Origin of the sequence: Vibrio sp. 10N.222.54.E6, assembly GCF_041473955.1 — a bacterium.
GTDB lineage: Bacteria > Pseudomonadota > Gammaproteobacteria > Enterobacterales > Vibrionaceae > Vibrio > Vibrio tasmaniensis_A.
On the sequence record NZ_JBFRTD010000026.1, the window covers coordinates 1 to 17,460 of the forward strand.

Consider the following 17,460-nt stretch of genomic DNA (forward strand, 5'->3'; position numbering starts at 1 on the left):
TTTTCAAAACTTTTTTCAAGTGCTTAGCTTGGCTAATTTGACCTGCTGATTCGTTTTGGTTTCTTACGAAGCCATCCCGTGTCAGCGAGGTGGCATTATAGAGATTTCGATCACACTGGCAAGCCCTTTTTGAAGTTTTTCTTACTTTTTTGATTGTTCGAGCGTTTTTTGTTCAAAACACCCCATTTTCACTAGTATTCCCCTTAATTAACGGCTTAAGGTGCCTATATAAAGGAGGATTTATGAGTTCAATACGCAGTTATAAAGGAATATCCCCTCAGATAGGGCAAGGTGTCTATATAGATACAAGTTCGGTACTGGTTGGTGATATCAAAATCGGTAATGACTCTAGCGTGTGGCCTTTGGTTGCAGCTCGAGGGGATGTGAACCACATTCATATTGGAGAGAGAACGAATATCCAAGATGGTAGTGTCTTGCACGTCACCCATAAGAATGCAGAAAACCCTGAGGGTTACCCTCTATTAATAGGCAATGATGTCACTATCGGTCATAAAGTAATGCTGCATGGCTGCACGATTGAAGATCGTGTACTTGTGGGTATGGGAGCTATTGTGCTTGATGGCGTGATTATTAAAGAAGAAGTGATGGTTGGTGCTGGTAGCTTAGTGCCACCGAACAAGGTACTTGAAAGCGGTTATCTCTATGTAGGAAGCCCGGTAAAACAAGCACGCCCATTAAACGATAAAGAGCGTGCTTTTTTACAGAAGTCAGCTGACAACTATGTTCAGAATAAAAACGACTATCTAGACTCTGTACTTCCAGTCTAAAGCGCTTTGATTTGGATCCGATTAGAGGAGTCATACTCCTCTTCTTCTATTAACTCTTCAGCTAGCTCTTCAATATCGAAACGTAACTCTGAAAAGATAACTAAAGCTTGATCGCCTTCTTCTATATCTTTGCCTGCCAATCGAGACAACTCTTCAATAGACATTACACACTCAATCAGTGCACCCGACTGCTGTGCTGGGAAGGTGATTGATTGATTCTCTTCATCCCAATCTTGGATATCAGAAAATAGAATTGATTGATTCATTTTTTATAAACACCTCATTACATCTCTAGGTTTTTACGTAATTCTCTTAAAATCTGTTTTGTTCCCGGACGAAGACCACGCCAAAGCATAAAGCTTTCTGCTGCCTGCCCCACCAACATACCCAAACCATCATAAGCAGCATGAACACCATTATCTAATGCCCATTGATTAAATACTGTGGTTCCCGATCCATAAACCATGTCATAAACGGCGCTAGTAGAATTGAAAATAGCATCAGACACTTCAGGAAGCTGCCCACTTAGACCAGATGAGGTCGAGTTAATAATGACATCAAAACCTTCATTAACATCACTTAACCCTATACCTTTGATATTTCCATGCGACGAAAACATCTCAGCCAGAAGTTCAGCCTTGGAGCAGGTTCGATTAGCGACCACCAGCTGTTGTGGCTTTTGATCGAGAAGAGGTTGAATCACTCCTCTCGCAGCACCACCAGCGCCAAGAAGAAGAACGCGAGCTCCTTTTAACGCAACTTGATGTTGAAGAAGGTCTTGAACTAAGCCTTCACCATCGGTGTTATCACCAATGATCTCTCCATCATCTAGCTTCTTAAGTGTGTTTACGGCACCTGCTAGTTCAGCTCTCTCAGTCAGGCGATTAGCGAACTGATAAGCATCTTCTTTAAATGGCGCAGTGACATTACACCCTCTCCCACCTTCACTAAAAAATGCTTGAGCAGCAGTGATGAATTCACCTTGTTCTGGCTGGAGTGCTGTATAGGTAAGTTGTTGGCTGGTTTGGCGAGCAAATAATGTGTGAATGAATGGCGATTTGCTTTGCCCAATAGGGTTACCGAAAACGGCATAACGATCTACTTGCTGTGTCATATCCTTACCTAACAGAAATAAAAAAGGGTCATCTATATAGATGACCCTATCACTATCCCTATAAGGAAGGAAGAACTACCAAACTCGAGGCTTTAGGTAGTCGCTATAAAGCCGAGCTTCTGGTGAACCCGCTTGTGGTTCGTAGCGGTATTCCCAACGAGCCAATGGCGGCATCGACATTAATATAGACTCTGTGCGACCACCGCTTTGTAGACCAAATAAGGTGCCACGGTCATACACTAGGTTAAATTCAACATAGCGGCCACGACGGTATAGTTGGAAGTCACGCTCACGTTCGCCATAAGGTGTCTCTTTGCGTCGTTCTACAATTGGTAAGTACGCCGCAGCAAAGCCTTCACCGACCGCCTGCATGTAAGCAAAGCTCTTATCGAAGCCCCACTCATTTAAGTCATCAAAGAACAAACCACCCACACCGCGTGTTTCGTCTCGGTGAGGCAGATAGAAGTATTTATCACACCACTCTTTATGCTCTTGATAAACATCATCACCAAACGGCGCACAAAGATCTTTAGCGGTTTGATGCCAAGATTGGCAGTCTTCATCGAAAGGATAAAATGGCGTTAAATCAAAACCACCACCGAACCACCAGATAGGGTCTTCCCCTTCCTTTTCAGCAATAAAGAAGCGTACGTTGGCGTGTGAGGTTGGGATGTATGGGTTTTTAGGGTGGATAACTAATGAGACACCCATTGCCTCAAACTTGCGTCCAGCTAATTCAGGGCGATGAGCCGTGGCTGAGGCAGGCATTGCCTTACCCGCTACGTGAGAGAAATTAACCCCACCTTGCTCAAATACCGCACCATTGGTCATCACACGAGTTCGACCACCGCCACCAAGGCGTTCGCCAGGTTCACGTTCCCATGCATCTTCTTCAAACAGTGCTGCGCCATCAGCTTGCTCAAGCTGTTGGCAAATCGAATCTTGTAGGCTCAGTAAAAACTGTTTTACTGCTTCTTTATCAATTGCTGACATCTTTCTTCCTCTGCAGGGTTTAACCCTGTCTTAATATTTTCGACGTTTTTGCATCTCTAATTTCGCTTGGCTTCTCACGACCACCCGTTTGACCTTCTAAAATAGCCACCAAATGTTGACCCAGTTGCTGTTGAACTTCTTCAGTCGTCATACAAGGCGATTCACCTGTCAGGTTAGCACTGGTCGAGGTTAACGGCTTACCGAATTCATTACACATTCTTTGAACTAAAGGGTGATCCGTCACTCGCACCGCGATGGATTCAAATTGGCCACTGACCCAGTCAGTTACTTTACTGCTGGTTGGCATTATCCAAGTCACTGGTCCCGGCCATGTCGCTTTCACTGTTGCCAACTGCGCTTCCGTCAACTGGCTTTCATCAATATAGGGCAGCAACTGCTCGTAACTCGCTGCAATTAGGATCAACCCTTTCTCCATCGGCCGCTGTTTTAAATCGAGCAATTTCTTAATGGCTTGTGGATTATCGGGATCACAACCGACCCCAAAAACGCCTTCAGTCGGGTAAGCAATGACTTCACCTTGTTGCAATGCCTGCAAAGTATGTTGAAAGTTATCCACGGGTTGCCTCATAAATTCTGTTATCGAACTCGCTAAGTGTACAAATTATCATTCACTGTGACTAAAGCTATTTGTTTATAAAATGTATCAATTAACAACTTAGACTGACGCAAACGTTTTCCTTAAGCAATTTTACCCGTATAATGCGCGCAAAATATCTAATCACTAATTAAATCGTACCTGAAGGAGTTTGAGATGACTGTCGGTATTATCATGGGTTCTAAATCTGATTGGCCAACAATGAAGCTAGCTGCAGAAATGTTGGATCAGTTTGGCGTGGCGTACGAAACAAAAGTGGTTTCTGCTCACCGCACACCTCAGTTGCTTGCAGATTACGCAACCAGTGCGAAAGAGCGCGGTATTAAAGTGATTATTGCGGGTGCTGGCGGTGCAGCTCACCTTCCGGGCATGGCAGCTGCTTTCACAAGCGTCCCAGTTCTTGGTGTTCCTGTTCAGTCTAAAGCACTGAAAGGCATGGACTCACTGCTTTCTATCGTACAAATGCCAAAAGGTATCGCGGTAGGTACTCTGGCTATCGGTGAAGCTGGCGCTGCCAATGCAGGCATCCTAGCCGCTCAAATCATTGGTACACACAATGAAGAGGTGATGGCGAAAGTAGAAGCGTTCCGCTCTGAGCAAACAGAAACGGTTCTTGCTAATCCAAACCCTGCAGAGGACTAATTCCAATGCATGTTCTTGTGTTAGGCGCGGGCCAACTTGCTCGCATGATGTCCCTAGCTGGGGCACCGCTGAATATTGAAATTTCTGCTTTTGATGTTGGCAGCAAAAATATTGTTCACCCATTAACGCAAGCGATTCTAGGCAACGGCTTAGACAATGCGATTGAGCGTGCGGACGTCATTACTGCTGAATTCGAACATATCCCTCACGATGTTCTTGAGGTATGTGAGCGCAGCGGTAAGTTCTTACCGACAACAGAAGCAATCAAAGCTGGCGGTGACCGTCGCCTTGAAAAAGCCCTGTTAGACGAAGCAAACGTGAAAAATGCTAAGTACTACGAGATTAACTCTCGTGAAGACTTTGACGCTGCGATCGCTCACGTTGGCTTACCAATGGTATTGAAGAGCACACTTGGTGGCTACGATGGCAAAGGCCAGTGGCGCTTAAAGACATTAGATAATGTTAACGCGACTTGGGCAGAAATGGCTGAGTGCATCGCTGCAACAGACAACCAAGCGATTGTTGCTGAAGAGTTTGTCCCGTTTGACCGCGAAGTATCACTGGTGGGTGCTCGTGGCGCTAATGGCGAGATTCAAGTGTACCCACTGGCTGAAAATGTTCACACCGACGGCGTGTTGAGCTTATCGACAGCGATTGATGACATTGAACTGCAAGAGCAAGCAAAAACCATGTTCACCGCTGTTGCAGAACGTTTGGATTACGTTGGCGTGCTAGCGTTAGAGTTCTTTGATGTTAAAGGTTCACTGCTGGTTAACGAGATTGCACCACGTGTTCATAACTCTGGCCACTGGACACAGCAAGGCGCTGAAACTTGTCAGTTTGAGAACCACCTACGTGCTGTGTGCGGTATGCCACTAGGCAGTACTAAACTGATTCGCCCAACCGCAATGATCAACATTCTTGGTGAAGATACCCTACCTGAGGCTATTCTGGCTCAAGGTGGCTGTCATGTTCATTGGTATGGCAAAGAGAAGCGTGCAGGTCGTAAGATGGGCCACATTAACGTGAGCGCTGACTACAACGCAGAGCTGCAAAGAGCGTTATGCTCACTGGCAGACATTCTCGATAAGCAAGCCTACTCTGCTGTGCATGAATTTGCTGAGCAGATGAAGTAAATCTACATTGCTTGATGGATATAGAACGTTTATTGGATATAGAAACGGCGCTCATTGAGCGCCGTTTTTTTTCTATAACATCAAGTTATTGAGATTGAATGTGATGACACTTGCGATCAGCACATTGCTTCTTAGTGCCACTGGCCGTTTTCTTCTCCAGCAACAGCGGGAACTGACACTCTTCACAACGACCTATAACAGGTGGCTGATTAACGGCGAACTTACACTTAGGATAGTTATCGCACGCATAAAAGGTTTTACCATAGCGAGATTTACGCTCAACCAAATGGCCTCTGCCACACTCAGGACAAGCAACAAGTGGCTGCTCTTCAGGTTGTTCTTTTGGTTGATCCAAAGATTCGATGTGATTACACGTTGGGTAGCTACTACAACCAATGAACATCCCAAAGCGGCCTTGCCTTAATACCAATTCGTTTTGGCATTTAGGGCACGGCACACCCAGCTCTTTAACTACGTGGCCATCGTTCTGATGCAGAGGCTTGATGTAATCACAGCTAGGATACTGCTTACAGCCTAAAAATGGGCCGTGCTTACCATGGCGAAGCTGAAGCTCTCCACCACACTGTGGACATGGTTCATGCTCTAGTGCATGTTCATGTGCTGAAAAAAGCTGATTATCAATCTTACTACTCATGACAAGCCTGTATTAATGCAAGATACCTTGCTCTTTGGTGTACAACAGCTCTTCCATTTGCGTGTAAGCACTTTCATTACCCGGTACATTAAATAGCACCATTAAGATAATCCATTTCAGATCATCCAATTCAAATTCGTTTGTCTCAAGCCCCATCACACGATCAATCACCATTTCACGAATCTCTGTCGTGAGTACATTAATCTGTTCAAGGAAAAGTAAGAAACCTCGACACTCCATATTAATACGTGAAATCTCTCGACTGGTATAAATACGCATCGAGGTATTGGAACACACACTAATCGCCGCTTGGTTCTCAGTATCTTGCAATGCAGCAAGATCTTCTAACCAATGGAGGGCCTTATAAATATCATCTTGGTGAAACCCTGCTCGAAGAAGCTCATCTTCCAGCTCATCTTGATCCACCTGCAATTCAGAATCGCTATGGATGTAGGTTTCAAACAAGTACATCAGTATGTCCATCATCATAGCTTAGCCTCTCCCCTTTCGAATATAGCCACCGGAAACTGCAACAACATGCCCTGAGAGCTCAAGCTCTAAAAGCTGCATCATGACCTCATGCACAGGTATATGGGTTCTCTGTGCCAAAATATCAACGGGTGTCGCCTCTAACCCTACGTTAGCTAACAGCTGTGGAAATGGCAATTGTTCATTTTCCCCCATACTGGGCGTAGGTTCGAACAAGCTGGGCTGCTGATCTATAGACCAGTCTAACAGACTCTTTATTTCGATCAGAACATCTTGAGCATTTTGCACCAAACATGCACCAGCTTTAATTAGGCTGTTACCTCCGCGGCTGGTTGGACTATGAATTGAGCCAGGCAGCGCAAACACCTCTCGGCCTTGCTCCATGGCATAGCGAGCCGTAATCAAAGAACCACTCTTCTCAGCAGCTTCAACTACCAAGGTTCCGAGCGATAACCCACTTATAATACGGTTACGCCGAGGGAAATGTTCAGGTCGTGGTTTTGCGCTTGGGCGAAACTCTGAAATCAGCGCGCCATTCTCACAAATTCTATCCGCTAGATTTCGGTGACGTGCAGGATAAATGGAGTCCAAGCCTGAACCCAACACCGCAAAAGTTTCCCCTCCTTTATCCAGAGCACCATCATGAGCATAGCCGTCAATGCCCAACGCTAATCCACTGGTGACAATTAAACCGTTTTGCACAAACTCTTTGGCGAAGGACTTCGCTGTCTGCAGCCCTTCGAGGCTGGCATTACGACTGCCGACCATTGCGATTTGAGGCTCAATCAGTTTTTCAACGTGACCTTTAACGAAAAGCACGCTCGGCGCAGAGGCGGTCTCATTCAGCAGTTTGGGATAATGCGAGCAATTCGGGGTAATGATGTGATGGTTAGTTTGTTTTGCTTGCCACGCCAGGCAAGCCTCCACTTCTCTTGGGGCTTGCTCTCTTAGATAGGAAATTTGCTTGGCAGACAAACCAAGCGCTTGCAGTTGCTGGCTTGAGTAGCCAACAATATTCGAAGGGGAATCAATGCTCAGCAGTCGAGAAAGTCGCTTGCCACCCAATTGCGGTACAAAACTTAGAGTTAGCCAAGCACTCAGTTGTTGCTCATTCACTCGGAGCCCTTAAGCTCTTCCGTCAAAGCCAGATCCAGAGGCGATACAGCCAGAATGTCATTGCTAACCGGCTTAGAGCTCTGAGTGATCAAAGCCAAGCTAAAATACTCATAAGGGCGAATGACCATCAAACTACCGAGTGAGGTACTTGGCAACTGCACCTTATCGCTCGCCGCTGACTCTTTATAGCTGTATTCACCCTGCTTACCAAACACCACCGCGCCGCTTTCGCTGAGCGTAAACATAGATCCTTGGCGAAGATTGTCCTGTGAGCCTTTATTAATAACCACGACCTGATTCTTTGCACTGTATTGGCTGCCGTCTAATGAACCCAAGATATTAGCAAATTGCCCCGCAGCACTAGGCGCTGGATAAAATGTGGTTGAGAGCTTCACCTGATCAACGCCAAGTTCTGGTAACACGAGGTCGTTGAGCAGTACCTCTTGCAGCTGAGTCTCTATTTGCAAACTACTGAACTCAGCATCCACCTCTTTCAAGCGCGCCGTGGCGACCAAACGCAAAGAAGTCATACTCGCTTGAGGTTGCTGTCGTTGGTAAGTTTCGACAGAACGGTAAATACCCCATTTTTGATGTTGCTGATTGCCCGAGATAAATAGTCGGTCTTCACCTGATAAGAAACGTTTACCATCACTTGTCCCCAACACTCGTTGAGCAGATTGGATATCTTGCTGCTCCACCAAGCGATCAGACTGTAGATACGGCAAAACCAGCCCCTCATTGACGGTAGGTACTGCTTTCTTCTCAGAGACACGAATCTTAGGGCTTAGCTTGATGACGGGTTTGAGGCTCAATACAGGCTCGCCATTAATCCAAACCAGAGACAATTTATCTCCGGGGTAAATAAGGTGAGGGTTTTCTATCTCAGGATTGACCTGCCACAACCTCGGCCACAGCCATGGGCTATCGAGATACATCGCGGAGATATCCCACAAAGTATCGCCCTTCACCACCACATACGCTTCGGGTGCGCCTTGTTTAATGGTTAAAGGTTGCTCACTATTTTCAGCCATAGCAGCGAACGAAAGCGAGGCACAAATAAGAGATAAAGCGGGGGAAAAATGACGCATGACCTAGGTTCCTTGGTCTGAATATATGACATCTGATTAGAGAATTACCTTCAGGATGCTGTCATTTGACCTCTAAAATGTCTAGAATTGAGCCAACAAGGTTTAAGCTGTTTCGGCACAGTTCAATATTTCGAGTGTATATGTCTGTATTACAAGTATTAACATTACCAGATGATCGTCTACGTACCGTGGCGAAACCGGTAAAAGAAGTTACCCCAGAGATTCAAAAGTTCGTTGATGACATGATTGAAACCATGTACGACGAAGAAGGTATCGGCCTTGCTGCAACGCAAGTAGATTTCCACCAGCGCATCGTTGTTATCGATATTTCAGAAACACGTGACGAGCCTATGGTTCTGATCAACCCTGAAATTACCGACAAACGTGGCGAAGATGGTATCGAAGAAGGCTGTCTATCTGTACCAGGCGCTCGAGCTCTAGTCCCTCGCGCTGCAGAAGTAACGGTTAAAGCATTAGACCGTGAAGGCAACGAATTCACATTCGACGCTGACGACCTTCTGGCTATCTGTGTTCAGCACGAACTTGACCACCTAGAAGGCAAGTTGTTTGTTGATTACCTATCGCCACTAAAGCGCAAACGTATTCAAGATAAGCTAGCGAAGATTAAACGTTTCAACGAGAAACAAGGTTAATAACCGCTGCTATTACTAAATTAAGAAGGAAGTCTACCTTGAGTCAATCTTTAAGAATTGTCTTCGCAGGTACTCCGGATTTCGCCGCCCGTCATTTGGCGGCGTTGTTGTCTTCGGAGCATGAAGTTATTGCTGTTTACACACAGCCAGATCGTCCAGCAGGCCGCGGTAAAAAACTGACTGCGAGCCCAGTAAAAAACATCGCACTTGAAAACAATATTCCGGTTTACCAACCAGAAAACTTCAAGTCAGATGAAGCTAAGCAAGAGCTAGCAGATTTGAATGCTGACATCATGGTTGTTGTCGCTTACGGCTTGCTTCTTCCACAAGCTGTATTAGATACGCCTCGCTTGGGTTGTATTAACGTGCATGGTTCTATCCTACCGCGCTGGCGTGGTGCTGCTCCGATCCAACGCTCTATCTGGGCGGGCGATAAAGAGACTGGCGTGACGATCATGCAGATGGATATCGGCCTAGATACCGGTGATATGTTAAGTATCGCGACGCTACCAATCGAAGCAACAGACACCAGCGCGTCAATGTACGAAAAGTTGGCTGGCCTTGGTCCTGATGCTCTTGTTGAGTGCTTAGCAGACATCGCTTCTGGTAAGGCTGTTGCTGAGAAGCAAGACGACGAACTTGCTAACTACGCGAAGAAGCTGAGCAAAGAAGAAGCAAAAATTGATTGGAATGACAGTGCAGAACACATCGAACGTTGTGTGCGCGCTTTCAACCCGTGGCCAATGAGTCACTTTGCGATTGTTGATAGCAGCTCTAGTGATGAAAAAAGCATTAAAGTTTGGCAGACACGTGTTGATGAAGAGTCGACATCTGCGCCAGCTGGCTCAATCATCAAAGCAGATAAGACTGGTATTTATGTTGCGACTGGCGACAAAGTACTAGTATTGGAACAACTACAAGTTCCAGGCAAAAAAGCCATGTCAGTTCAAGATATCTTGAACTCACGTGCAAGCTGGTTTGAAGTTGGTACTCAACTTTCTTAACCGCTTTAAAGCTACTCAATATGTACTTAAAAACGTGTAGCTTGTAAAAACACTATTTAGAAAACCTTTACGAGGGCAGAGATGCCCTCATGTATTCAAATAAATATTCGGTACCCCTCATGAATGTTCGCGCTGCTGCTGCAAATGTCCTATTCCAAGTTGTCGATAAAGGCCACTCTCTTTCACACGCTCTCCCTGCGGCTCAAAAAACGATCCGTCCGCGAGACCATGCTCTACTGCAAGAGATTTGCTACGGCGCACTTCGTTACCTGCCTCGCTTGGAGTCAATCGCTAACGAACTGATGGAAAACTCGCTTAAAGGTAAAAAGCGCGTATTCCACCACCTGATCTTAGTAGGCATTTACCAGTTGAGCTTTATGCGCATCCCTTCGCATGCTGCCGTTGCTGAAACAGTTGAAGCAACCAAAACACTGCGCGGCCCAAGCCTGAGTGGTTTGATCAACGCAGTGCTTCGCAGCTACCTGCGCGATCAAGAAGAGCTAGATGAGAAAGCCGTTAGCCACAATGCGGGCAAATACAGCCATCCAAGCTGGATCCTAAAAATGCTTCAAGAAAGCTACCCAGATCAGTGGGAGCAATTGGTTGAAGCAAACAACAGCAAGGCACCAATGTGGCTGCGCGTAAACCGCCAACACCACACTCGTGACGAGTATGTTGAACTGCTTAAAAACGAAAACATTGAATACACACTGCACCCTGAAGCGGCTGATGCCATAAAATTAGCCTCACCTTGTGACGTTACTTTGCTTCCTGGCTTCGACAGAGGCTGGGTATCGGTGCAAGATGCTGCAGCTCAGCTTTCCGTTGATTTCCTAACACCAAAAGATGGTGAGCTAATCCTAGATTGCTGCGCAGCACCTGGTGGCAAAACTGCACACATTCTTGAACATACTCAAGACACTGAAGTGGTTGCAATCGACAGTGATATTAAACGCCTAGACCGCGTTTACGATAACCTTGAACGCCTACAACTGCGTGCCGACGTAATCTGTGGTGATGCTCGCTACCCTGAAGAGTGGTGGACAGGCAGTCAGTTTGACCGCATCCTACTTGATGCTCCGTGTTCAGCGACGGGTGTAATCCGCCGTCACCCTGACATTAAGTGGCTACGCCGTGCATCTGATATTGATGCACTAGCAGAGCTGCAAAGTGAGATTTTGGATGCAATGTGGCGCCAGCTAAAAGAAGGCGGCACCATGGTTTATGCGACATGTTCTATCACGCCGCAAGAAAACGTGCTGCAAGTGAAAGCATTCTTAGAGCGCACCGAGAACGCAACGCTAGTTGGGTCTGATATCGAAAAACCGGGTCGTCAAATACTACCTGGTGAAGAAGATATGGATGGCTTCTACTACGCAGTTCTAGTAAAACAGGCATAACAACTAACAGCGGCTAAGAATTTATTTCTTAGCCGCTGTTTCTTTCTAGTGCATTATCAAAGCGAAAAGAGATCACTAGAATTACAACGGCAAAAAATAAGAGAAAGGCTATGAAGATCATTATTCTAGGTGCTGGACAAGTTGGCGGTACCCTTGCTGAAAACCTAGTGGGTGAAAACAATGACATCACGATTGTCGACCGTAATGCCGACCGACTTCGTGAACTTCAGGACAAATACGACCTTAGAGTTGTAAACGGTTATGCCAGCCACCCGAACACACTACGTGAAGCGGGCGCGCAAGATGCCGACATGTTGGTTGCCGTAACCAACATGGATGAAACCAACATGGCCGCATGTCAGGTTGCCTTTTCTCTGTTTAACACACCAAACCGTATTGCCCGTATCCGCTCTCCACAGTATTTAGAAGAGAAAGAAGCACTCTTCAAATCAGGGGCGATTCCGGTCGATCATTTGATTGCCCCAGAAGAACTCGTCACCAGCTACATCGAGCGCCTGATTCAATATCCAGGTGCATTGCAGGTTGTGAGCTTTGCTGAACAGAAAGTTAGCCTAGTCGCGGTAAAAGCCTACTACGGTGGGCCACTGGTCGGTAACGCACTGTCTGCTTTGCGTGAGCACATGCCGCACATTGATACTCGTGTTGCCGCTATCTTCCGTCAAGGTCGCCCTATTCGCCCACAAGGTACTACCATCATTGAAGCCGATGATGAGGTTTTCTTTGTGGCAGCAAGTAACCATATCCGCTCAGTAATGAGTGAGCTTCAGCGTCTAGAGAAACCGTATCGTCGCATCATGATTGTTGGCGGTGGTAACATTGGTGCAAGCTTGGCAAAACGCCTTGAACAGAGCTACAGCATCAAGCTTATCGAGCGCAGCTACACTCGCGCCGAGAAGCTATCTGAAGAATTAGAAAACACCATCGTATTCTGTGGTGATGCAGCCGACCAAGAACTGCTGACCGAAGAGAACATCGATCAGGTAGATGTGTTCATCGCTCTAACCAATGAAGATGAAACCAACATCATGTCAGCGATGCTGGCGAAGCGAATGGGCGCCAAGAAAGTAATGGTGCTGATTCAGCGTGGCGCTTATGTCGACCTTGTTCAGGGTGGCGTGATTGATATTGCGATATCTCCACAGCAAGCGACGATTTCTGCGCTACTTACTCACGTTCGTCGTGCTGATATTGTTAACGTATCCTCTCTACGTCGCGGTGCTGCTGAGGCGATTGAAGCCATTGCTCACGGTGACGAGACCACATCGAAAGTGGTTGGCCGAGCGATTGGCGACATCAAACTGCCACCGGGCACCACCATTGGTGCGATTGTTCGCGGAGAAGAGGTACTTATCGCGCACGATAGAACCGTAATCGAACAGGATGACCACGTAGTGATGTTCCTAGTGGACAAGAAATACGTACCGGATGTTGAGTCTCTATTCCAACCGAGCCCGTTCTTCTTATAGCCTTGTTCTCGTAAGCATCGTTCTCGCAACTTTCTTTTTGTGAGAGCGACGCTCCGGCACAAAGCTGTAATCTATTTAAGCTATGGTCTATTAAGCTATGGTCAACTTTCGTCCGATATTATTAGTGATAGGGTTAGTATTATCAAAACTCGCCCTTTTCATGTACATCCCTACATTGGTTGCCTTTTTCACAGGCACCGGTGGCTTCCTCGAGTTTGGTCAATCGGTAGTGATCACGCACATTGTGGCGTTCATCTGCTTGAGCTTGGGCCGCTCCGCTAAGTTCCGACTTGGGGTGCGGGACATGTTCCTTATCACCTCTTTGGTTTGGACCATTGCCAGTGCCTTTGCTGCACTGCCGTTTGTCTTCATCAACCACATCAGCTTTACGGACGCCTACTTCGAAACCATGTCTGGTATCACCACGACGGGTTCAACCGTATTAAGCGGCTTAGACAGCATGGCACCAAGTATTCTGTTGTGGCGTTCTATACTGCAATGGTTAGGCGGTATCGGCTTTATCGTGATGGCGGTAGCGGTTCTACCAATGCTCAACGTTGGTGGTATGCGCCTGTTCCAAACTGAATCATCCGATTGGTCAGATAAAAGTAGCCCACGAGCGAAAACAGTCGCGAAGAACATCGTGGCGGTTTATCTGGTTCTGACTGGTTTATGCATCATTAGCTATTTGTTTGCAGGCATGGGCATCTTTGACGCGATCAATCACGCGTTCACAACACTGTCGACGGGGGGTTACTCAACCTCAGATGGATCGATGAACCACTTCTCCAACAGTGCTCACTGGGTGGGAACCCTGTTCATGTTCCTTGGCGGCCTGCCGTTCTTACTGTTTGTTAGCGCACTGCGAGGCCGAAAGCTCTCAATACTCTACAAAGACGCGCAAGTAAGAGGTTTTACATACCTGTTCTTGGTCACCAGCGCCGTAATATCAACATGGTTGGTGGTTAGAGATGGCTACACTGTTATGGATGCGATGCGTGTTTCGATGTTCAACATCGTATCAGTCGTCACCACAACCGGTTTTGGCCTAGAAGACTTCACCGCCTGGGGTGCACTGCCAACCACCTTGTTTGCATTCCTAATGATGGCGGGAGCTTGCTCGGGTTCAACCTCTGGCGGTATTAAAATCTTCCGTTTCCAGATCGCGATGACCATGCTCCACAAACAAATGATGAAGCTAATTCACCCATCGGGCGTGTTTGTTCAACGCTACAATCAGCGACCTGTGAATGACGACATTGTGCGTTCACTCGTGGCATTTGGTTTGATGTTCTTTATCACGATTATCTTAATTGCTGGTGGTTTGAGTGCGATGGGGTTAGACCCAATAACAAGCATCTCAGGCGCTATCACAGCCGTTGCCAACGTGGGTCCGGGAATGGGCAGCGTGATCGGTCCAACCGGGAACTTTGCTCCACTGCCAGACGCCGCTAAATGGTTGCTAAGTTTAGGCATGCTAATGGGACGACTCGAGATACTGACGCTCATTGTTCTATTTTTCCCAGCCTTTTGGCGACGCTAATTCCGCGAATATTTAAGGAAACACAGATGAAATCATACGTACTTCTCGCTAGCGCATTGCTCGCAAACTCAGTATTCGTAAGTTCTGCCTTTGCTGATCAAATGGTCACATTGTCTGATGGCAAGCAAGTGTTACTAAAAGACGATTTTACTTGGCAGTATGTGAGTAACGCATCATCGAATGCAGAGTCAGCATTGACGAGTATTCCTGTAGCCAAAAACACACGCGGTACCACAATCAAGATTGGAGACACCAAGCCAAGCTTGCAGCTTTCCAAATCAGGTGTGGACGTTTTGATTGGGGCAGGACTCTACGAGAATGAACAGCTAATCTTACCTATTTCAGTCACTAACCAAAGCACAGAAGCCGTTGTGCTAGTTACGCTAAATATCACAGTCTACTCACCAACGGGTGAGCTGCTGCATCAAGGCAGTATCAACACTTGGCAATCCATTAAGCGCCTTGCTGATACCTACCTTCGACCACAAACTTCGGCAGAAGGTAAATACTTAGCGATCGATGTTGATAAGTATCCTGAATATAAAATAGACGTGGAGATCACTGACGTTTCTACCCGTTAGGGGCATACCGGTTCAATCAAAACTAAACTGGTGTCACAAACAGATAGATAGCGAAGAAATGGCAAGCGCAGCCCGCCAATACAAACAAGTGCCAGATGGCATGGTTATAAGGGATGCGTTTTGCCACATAGAAAATCACACCCAGCGAGTAAATCACTCCGCCAACTGCCAGTAACACCAAACCACCTATATCGATATTCATCGCTAATTGATAAACAACTATCAAAGATAGCCAACCCATCGCTAGGTAAATGAACAGCGATAAACGCTTGAATCGATAAACGAAGGCTATCTTCATGATGATGCCCACCAGCGCAATCCCCCAGATCACCGCCATCAAACCCATAGCCAATGGGGTTCTTAAGCCCACTAAGAGAAACGGCGTGTAACTGCCTGCAATCAACAAATAAATCGCACAGTGGTCAAGGGTTTTGAGTAAGCGCTTGGTTTTCTCAGTGGTGATCGAGTGGTATAACGTGGAGGCGATAAAGAGCAGAATAATACTGCTGCCATACACCGCCATACTAGCAACAGTTAGCATGTCGGCTTGGTAATCAAACGCACGAATAAGCAGCAAGATCAGACCAACCACGCCGAGCACAACGCCCAAGCCATGGGTTATTGCATTAGCGCGTTCTTCGATGTCACTGTATTCGCTGGCTGATGATGCAGACATGAATATCCTACTAGAGTAAATGTTCGATTGACCCAGTATTGCACATTAAGCTTACACGTGTAAGCTTAAATTTTTATGACACCTTTTATGACACTAATAACGCCTGAAATATGAAATGAGGCTAAAAGATCCAAAACTAAATAACCAAAGAGTTAAATAAAGGATTATAGGAACTAAGAGGCGTTATCTAGATATTCAAGTACCATCTTGCCAGCATCTTGTGGTGAGGTATCCAGTGGCACACTCAATTGACGCTGTAGCTTACCAACGCCTAGCAAGCTAGCTAACATGCCTTTTGCACCATCGCGATTTCTATCAATCTCGAACCACAACTTCAGCTCTGTTTCATCACGATGAGCCACCACTTCCAATTCACGCCAACGGCCATGATAAGGACCCGTCGTCGGCACAAACTCAAACTCTTGTACAAACGGCAGTTCAAAGCCTTTGACCGCTTCACATTCCACTTGACGAATACGCAGGCCTTGAGCTTCAAGCTCGTTAAAAATACCATCGAGCAGTGGGTCGGGACGAACCGTTAAGGTGTCTTTATCCGATGGGTCAATCGCCATCGCAATATCCAACCCGGTTTCCAGCCATACCTTTGAATCACCAATCGTAACCGGTGTGTTCAGTGGCACATCAAACTCACATTCAAAGTCACGGGTTTCACCCGGTTGAATCACAAAGGCATACGGCAAGCTCCATTTTGCCAGCGAGTATGTCTGGTGCATTCGGCGTTTATGACCGCCCTCTTGCCCTTGCGAGTTCGCGGTAACTTCTTTGACGTAGCGACAGCATAAGTTGAGATCAATGTTATCGATCTCCTGCGGCTGAGCGCCTCCGTAGACATGTACAATAATGCTCGCCTTCTTACCTGGATAAAGCACTTCCTGTTGCAATACAGAATCCACCTTGGCAGATCCAATTCCAAAACTTGCTAACGTTTTCTTTAAGAACGACATATGCACCTCCTTTAAAGCATCATCTTAAGCCTGAAAGAGGTTCAAACTCAAATATACTGCTCACACTATTTTAGCTCTAATATCGTTTAATTATCACTCAGGCGTCGATCGATAACTTAGATAGTGATAATCTAACCCTTGATATGCATGCATATCATTATCCTGATTTATTTTTCGGATTGGCGAAAGCCAGACGAGTGACTCTTCAAGCAATTGAGGCGGAGCTCATGATAAATCAGGCCATTAGATTGGCAATGGATATGCCTGACCGTTAGGTAAATTAATGCGCCCAACAGCTGTCAGGTTCTCGCACACCAACCGTAGTGCGATGCGTCGTCGTAGTGGCTTTGTTGCTGCTCCAACGGCTAAGAAATTGGCTCCTACAATGACTCTCGTTGAGAAGGCTGCTTTATTAGCACCGACTGCAACAAAAGTAATTAAAGCCGCTTAACAAAAAGCGCAGTTTTTACTGCGCTTTTTTCTTGCCCGCTCCCATCTTGAAATGTGTTTACAC

Annotated in this window: 20 protein-coding genes; 10 read left to right on the forward strand and 10 right to left on the reverse strand. The window is 46.4% G+C overall.

All coding sequences use genetic code 11. The features are described from left to right. The first annotated feature begins 242 nt into the window (after positions 1 to 242). Complete coding sequence (locus tag AB4513_RS15190) at positions 243 to 788, forward strand: gamma carbonic anhydrase family protein (protein WP_009848088.1); 546 nt, start codon at positions 243 to 245, stop codon at positions 786 to 788. Here the strand turns inward: AB4513_RS15190 and AB4513_RS15195 are convergent. The 4 genes from AB4513_RS15195 to AB4513_RS15210 all read right to left on the reverse strand — a co-directional run bounded on the left by AB4513_RS15195 (position 785) and on the right by AB4513_RS15210 (position 3,472). Continuing rightward, positions 785 to 1,054 (reverse strand): DUF1488 domain-containing protein, encoded by a 270-nt coding sequence (locus AB4513_RS15195; protein WP_065676886.1) that lies wholly within the window; start codon positions 1,052 to 1,054, stop codon positions 785 to 787. The genes AB4513_RS15190 and AB4513_RS15195 overlap by 4 nt on opposite strands. A 17-nt stretch (positions 1,055 to 1,071) precedes the next feature. Continuing rightward, positions 1,072 to 1,902: a shikimate dehydrogenase gene (aroE, locus tag AB4513_RS15200; protein ID WP_065676887.1), complete on the reverse strand. Its 831-nt coding sequence runs from the start codon at positions 1,900 to 1,902 to the stop codon at positions 1,072 to 1,074. Positions 1,903 to 1,977: 75 nt separating this feature from the next. Continuing rightward, positions 1,978 to 2,895: an oxygen-dependent coproporphyrinogen oxidase gene (gene hemF, locus AB4513_RS15205; RefSeq protein WP_009848091.1), complete on the reverse strand. Its 918-nt coding sequence runs from the start codon at positions 2,893 to 2,895 to the stop codon at positions 1,978 to 1,980. 19 nt (positions 2,896 to 2,914) lie between these two features. Beyond that, positions 2,915 to 3,472, reverse strand: a complete 558-nt coding sequence (locus tag AB4513_RS15210) for an L-threonylcarbamoyladenylate synthase (RefSeq protein WP_009848092.1) — start codon at positions 3,470 to 3,472, stop codon at positions 2,915 to 2,917. 195 nt (positions 3,473 to 3,667) lie between these two features. Here AB4513_RS15210 and purE point away from each other — a divergent pair, with 195 nt between their 5' ends. Then, positions 3,668 to 4,153: a 5-(carboxyamino)imidazole ribonucleotide mutase gene (purE, locus tag AB4513_RS15215; RefSeq protein WP_004735777.1), complete on the forward strand. Its 486-nt coding sequence runs from the start codon at positions 3,668 to 3,670 to the stop codon at positions 4,151 to 4,153. Between the two features lie 5 nt (positions 4,154 to 4,158). Beyond that, positions 4,159 to 5,289 carry a 5-(carboxyamino)imidazole ribonucleotide synthase gene (locus AB4513_RS15220; protein WP_009848093.1) on the forward strand — a complete coding sequence of 377 codons (1,131 nt, stop codon included), beginning with the start codon at positions 4,159 to 4,161 and terminating at the stop codon, positions 5,287 to 5,289. 85 nt (positions 5,290 to 5,374) lie between these two features. On the opposite strand, the gene AB4513_RS15225 is transcribed toward AB4513_RS15220, so the two are convergent. From AB4513_RS15225 to AB4513_RS15240, 4 genes are read right to left on the reverse strand one after another with little or no spacing between them, the layout of a single operon-like run. Then, the gene (locus AB4513_RS15225) at positions 5,375 to 5,944 is read right to left on the reverse strand and encodes a type I DNA topoisomerase (RefSeq protein WP_004735775.1); all 570 of its coding nucleotides are present in this window, start codon (positions 5,942 to 5,944) and stop codon (positions 5,375 to 5,377) included. A 12-nt stretch (positions 5,945 to 5,956) separates the two neighbouring features. Next, on the reverse strand, positions 5,957 to 6,433 hold the full coding sequence (locus AB4513_RS15230; protein WP_009848094.1) for a DUF494 family protein: 477 nt from the start codon (positions 6,431 to 6,433) through the stop codon (positions 5,957 to 5,959). Positions 6,434 to 6,436: 3 nt separating this feature from the next. Further along, a complete protein-coding gene (gene dprA / locus AB4513_RS15235) occupies positions 6,437 to 7,549 on the reverse strand; it encodes a DNA-processing protein DprA (protein ID WP_102258033.1) in 1,113 nt (370 codons plus the stop codon). Then, positions 7,546 to 8,637 (reverse strand): LysM peptidoglycan-binding domain-containing protein, encoded by a 1,092-nt coding sequence (locus AB4513_RS15240; protein ID WP_009848096.1) that lies wholly within the window; start codon positions 8,635 to 8,637, stop codon positions 7,546 to 7,548. Before AB4513_RS15240 ends, dprA begins: the two co-directional genes overlap by 4 nt. Positions 8,638 to 8,777: 140 nt before the next feature. On the opposite strand from AB4513_RS15240, the gene def reads away from it, so the two are divergent. The 6 genes from def (at position 8,778) to AB4513_RS15270 (ending at position 15,305) form a co-directional block, all read left to right on the forward strand. Then, positions 8,778 to 9,290: a peptide deformylase gene (gene def / locus AB4513_RS15245; protein WP_004735769.1), complete on the forward strand. Its 513-nt coding sequence runs from the start codon at positions 8,778 to 8,780 to the stop codon at positions 9,288 to 9,290. Between the two features lie 38 nt (positions 9,291 to 9,328). Continuing rightward, entirely contained in the window at positions 9,329 to 10,294 is a 966-nt protein-coding gene (gene fmt, locus AB4513_RS15250; RefSeq protein WP_009848097.1) for a methionyl-tRNA formyltransferase, read from the forward strand. A gap of 119 nt (positions 10,295 to 10,413) precedes the next feature. Further along, complete coding sequence (gene rsmB, locus AB4513_RS15255; protein ID WP_009848098.1) at positions 10,414 to 11,694, forward strand: 16S rRNA (cytosine(967)-C(5))-methyltransferase RsmB; 1,281 nt, start codon at positions 10,414 to 10,416, stop codon at positions 11,692 to 11,694. Between the two features lie 110 nt (positions 11,695 to 11,804). Then, on the forward strand, positions 11,805 to 13,181 hold the full coding sequence (gene trkA / locus AB4513_RS15260; protein WP_004735766.1) for a Trk system potassium transporter TrkA: 1,377 nt from the start codon (positions 11,805 to 11,807) through the stop codon (positions 13,179 to 13,181). A gap of 97 nt (positions 13,182 to 13,278) precedes the next feature. Next, the gene (locus AB4513_RS15265; RefSeq protein ID WP_009848099.1) at positions 13,279 to 14,724 is read left to right on the forward strand and encodes a TrkH family potassium uptake protein; all 1,446 of its coding nucleotides are present in this window, start codon (positions 13,279 to 13,281) and stop codon (positions 14,722 to 14,724) included. 26 nt (positions 14,725 to 14,750) lie between these two features. Beyond that, positions 14,751 to 15,305 carry a DUF3157 family protein gene (locus AB4513_RS15270; RefSeq protein ID WP_009848100.1) on the forward strand — a complete coding sequence of 185 codons (555 nt, stop codon included), beginning with the start codon at positions 14,751 to 14,753 and terminating at the stop codon, positions 15,303 to 15,305. 22 nt (positions 15,306 to 15,327) lie between these two features. Here AB4513_RS15270 and AB4513_RS15275 read toward each other — a convergent pair whose 3' ends face one another. Both AB4513_RS15275 and AB4513_RS15280 read right to left on the reverse strand, forming a co-directional pair. Continuing rightward, positions 15,328 to 15,981, reverse strand: a complete 654-nt coding sequence (locus tag AB4513_RS15275; protein ID WP_009848101.1) for a hemolysin III family protein — start codon at positions 15,979 to 15,981, stop codon at positions 15,328 to 15,330. 173 nt (positions 15,982 to 16,154) lie between these two features. Beyond that, positions 16,155 to 16,946 (reverse strand): sporulation protein, encoded by a 792-nt coding sequence (locus AB4513_RS15280; protein ID WP_009848102.1) that lies wholly within the window; start codon positions 16,944 to 16,946, stop codon positions 16,155 to 16,157. Between the two features lie 283 nt (positions 16,947 to 17,229). On the opposite strand from AB4513_RS15280, the gene AB4513_RS15285 reads away from it, so the two are divergent. Next, a complete protein-coding gene (locus tag AB4513_RS15285) occupies positions 17,230 to 17,397 on the forward strand; it encodes a hypothetical protein (protein ID WP_009848103.1) in 168 nt (55 codons plus the stop codon). Positions 17,398 to 17,460: the final 63 nt, after the last annotated feature.

Excerpts from the sequence above, each read along its gene's own strand:
- rsmB (WP_009848098.1), top strand. The coding sequence starts at position 10,414 with ATGAATGTTCGCGCTGCTGCTGCAAATGTCCTATTCCAAGTTGTCGAT.
- AB4513_RS15225 (WP_004735775.1), bottom strand. The coding sequence starts at position 5,944 with ATGAGTAGTAAGATTGATAATCAGCTTTTTTCAGCACATGAACATGCA.
- AB4513_RS15270 (WP_009848100.1), top strand. The coding sequence starts at position 14,751 with ATGAAATCATACGTACTTCTCGCTAGCGCATTGCTCGCAAACTCAGTA.
- def (WP_004735769.1), top strand. The coding sequence starts at position 8,778 with ATGTCTGTATTACAAGTATTAACATTACCAGATGATCGTCTACGTACC.
- AB4513_RS15285 (WP_009848103.1), top strand. The coding sequence starts at position 17,230 with ATGCGCCCAACAGCTGTCAGGTTCTCGCACACCAACCGTAGTGCGATG.
- AB4513_RS15195 (WP_065676886.1), bottom strand. The coding sequence starts at position 1,054 with ATGAATCAATCAATTCTATTTTCTGATATCCAAGATTGGGATGAAGAG.
- aroE (WP_065676887.1), bottom strand. The coding sequence starts at position 1,902 with ATGACACAGCAAGTAGATCGTTATGCCGTTTTCGGTAACCCTATTGGG.
- trkA (WP_004735766.1), top strand. The coding sequence starts at position 11,805 with ATGAAGATCATTATTCTAGGTGCTGGACAAGTTGGCGGTACCCTTGCT.
- AB4513_RS15230 (WP_009848094.1), bottom strand. The coding sequence starts at position 6,433 with ATGATGATGGACATACTGATGTACTTGTTTGAAACCTACATCCATAGC.
- AB4513_RS15265 (WP_009848099.1), top strand. The coding sequence starts at position 13,279 with ATGGTCAACTTTCGTCCGATATTATTAGTGATAGGGTTAGTATTATCA.
- purE (WP_004735777.1), top strand. The coding sequence starts at position 3,668 with ATGACTGTCGGTATTATCATGGGTTCTAAATCTGATTGGCCAACAATG.
- AB4513_RS15220 (WP_009848093.1), top strand. The coding sequence starts at position 4,159 with ATGCATGTTCTTGTGTTAGGCGCGGGCCAACTTGCTCGCATGATGTCC.
- AB4513_RS15275 (WP_009848101.1), bottom strand. The coding sequence starts at position 15,981 with ATGTCTGCATCATCAGCCAGCGAATACAGTGACATCGAAGAACGCGCT.
- AB4513_RS15190 (WP_009848088.1), top strand. The coding sequence starts at position 243 with ATGAGTTCAATACGCAGTTATAAAGGAATATCCCCTCAGATAGGGCAA.
- AB4513_RS15280 (WP_009848102.1), bottom strand. The coding sequence starts at position 16,946 with ATGTCGTTCTTAAAGAAAACGTTAGCAAGTTTTGGAATTGGATCTGCC.
- hemF (WP_009848091.1), bottom strand. The coding sequence starts at position 2,895 with ATGTCAGCAATTGATAAAGAAGCAGTAAAACAGTTTTTACTGAGCCTA.
- AB4513_RS15240 (WP_009848096.1), bottom strand. The coding sequence starts at position 8,637 with ATGCGTCATTTTTCCCCCGCTTTATCTCTTATTTGTGCCTCGCTTTCG.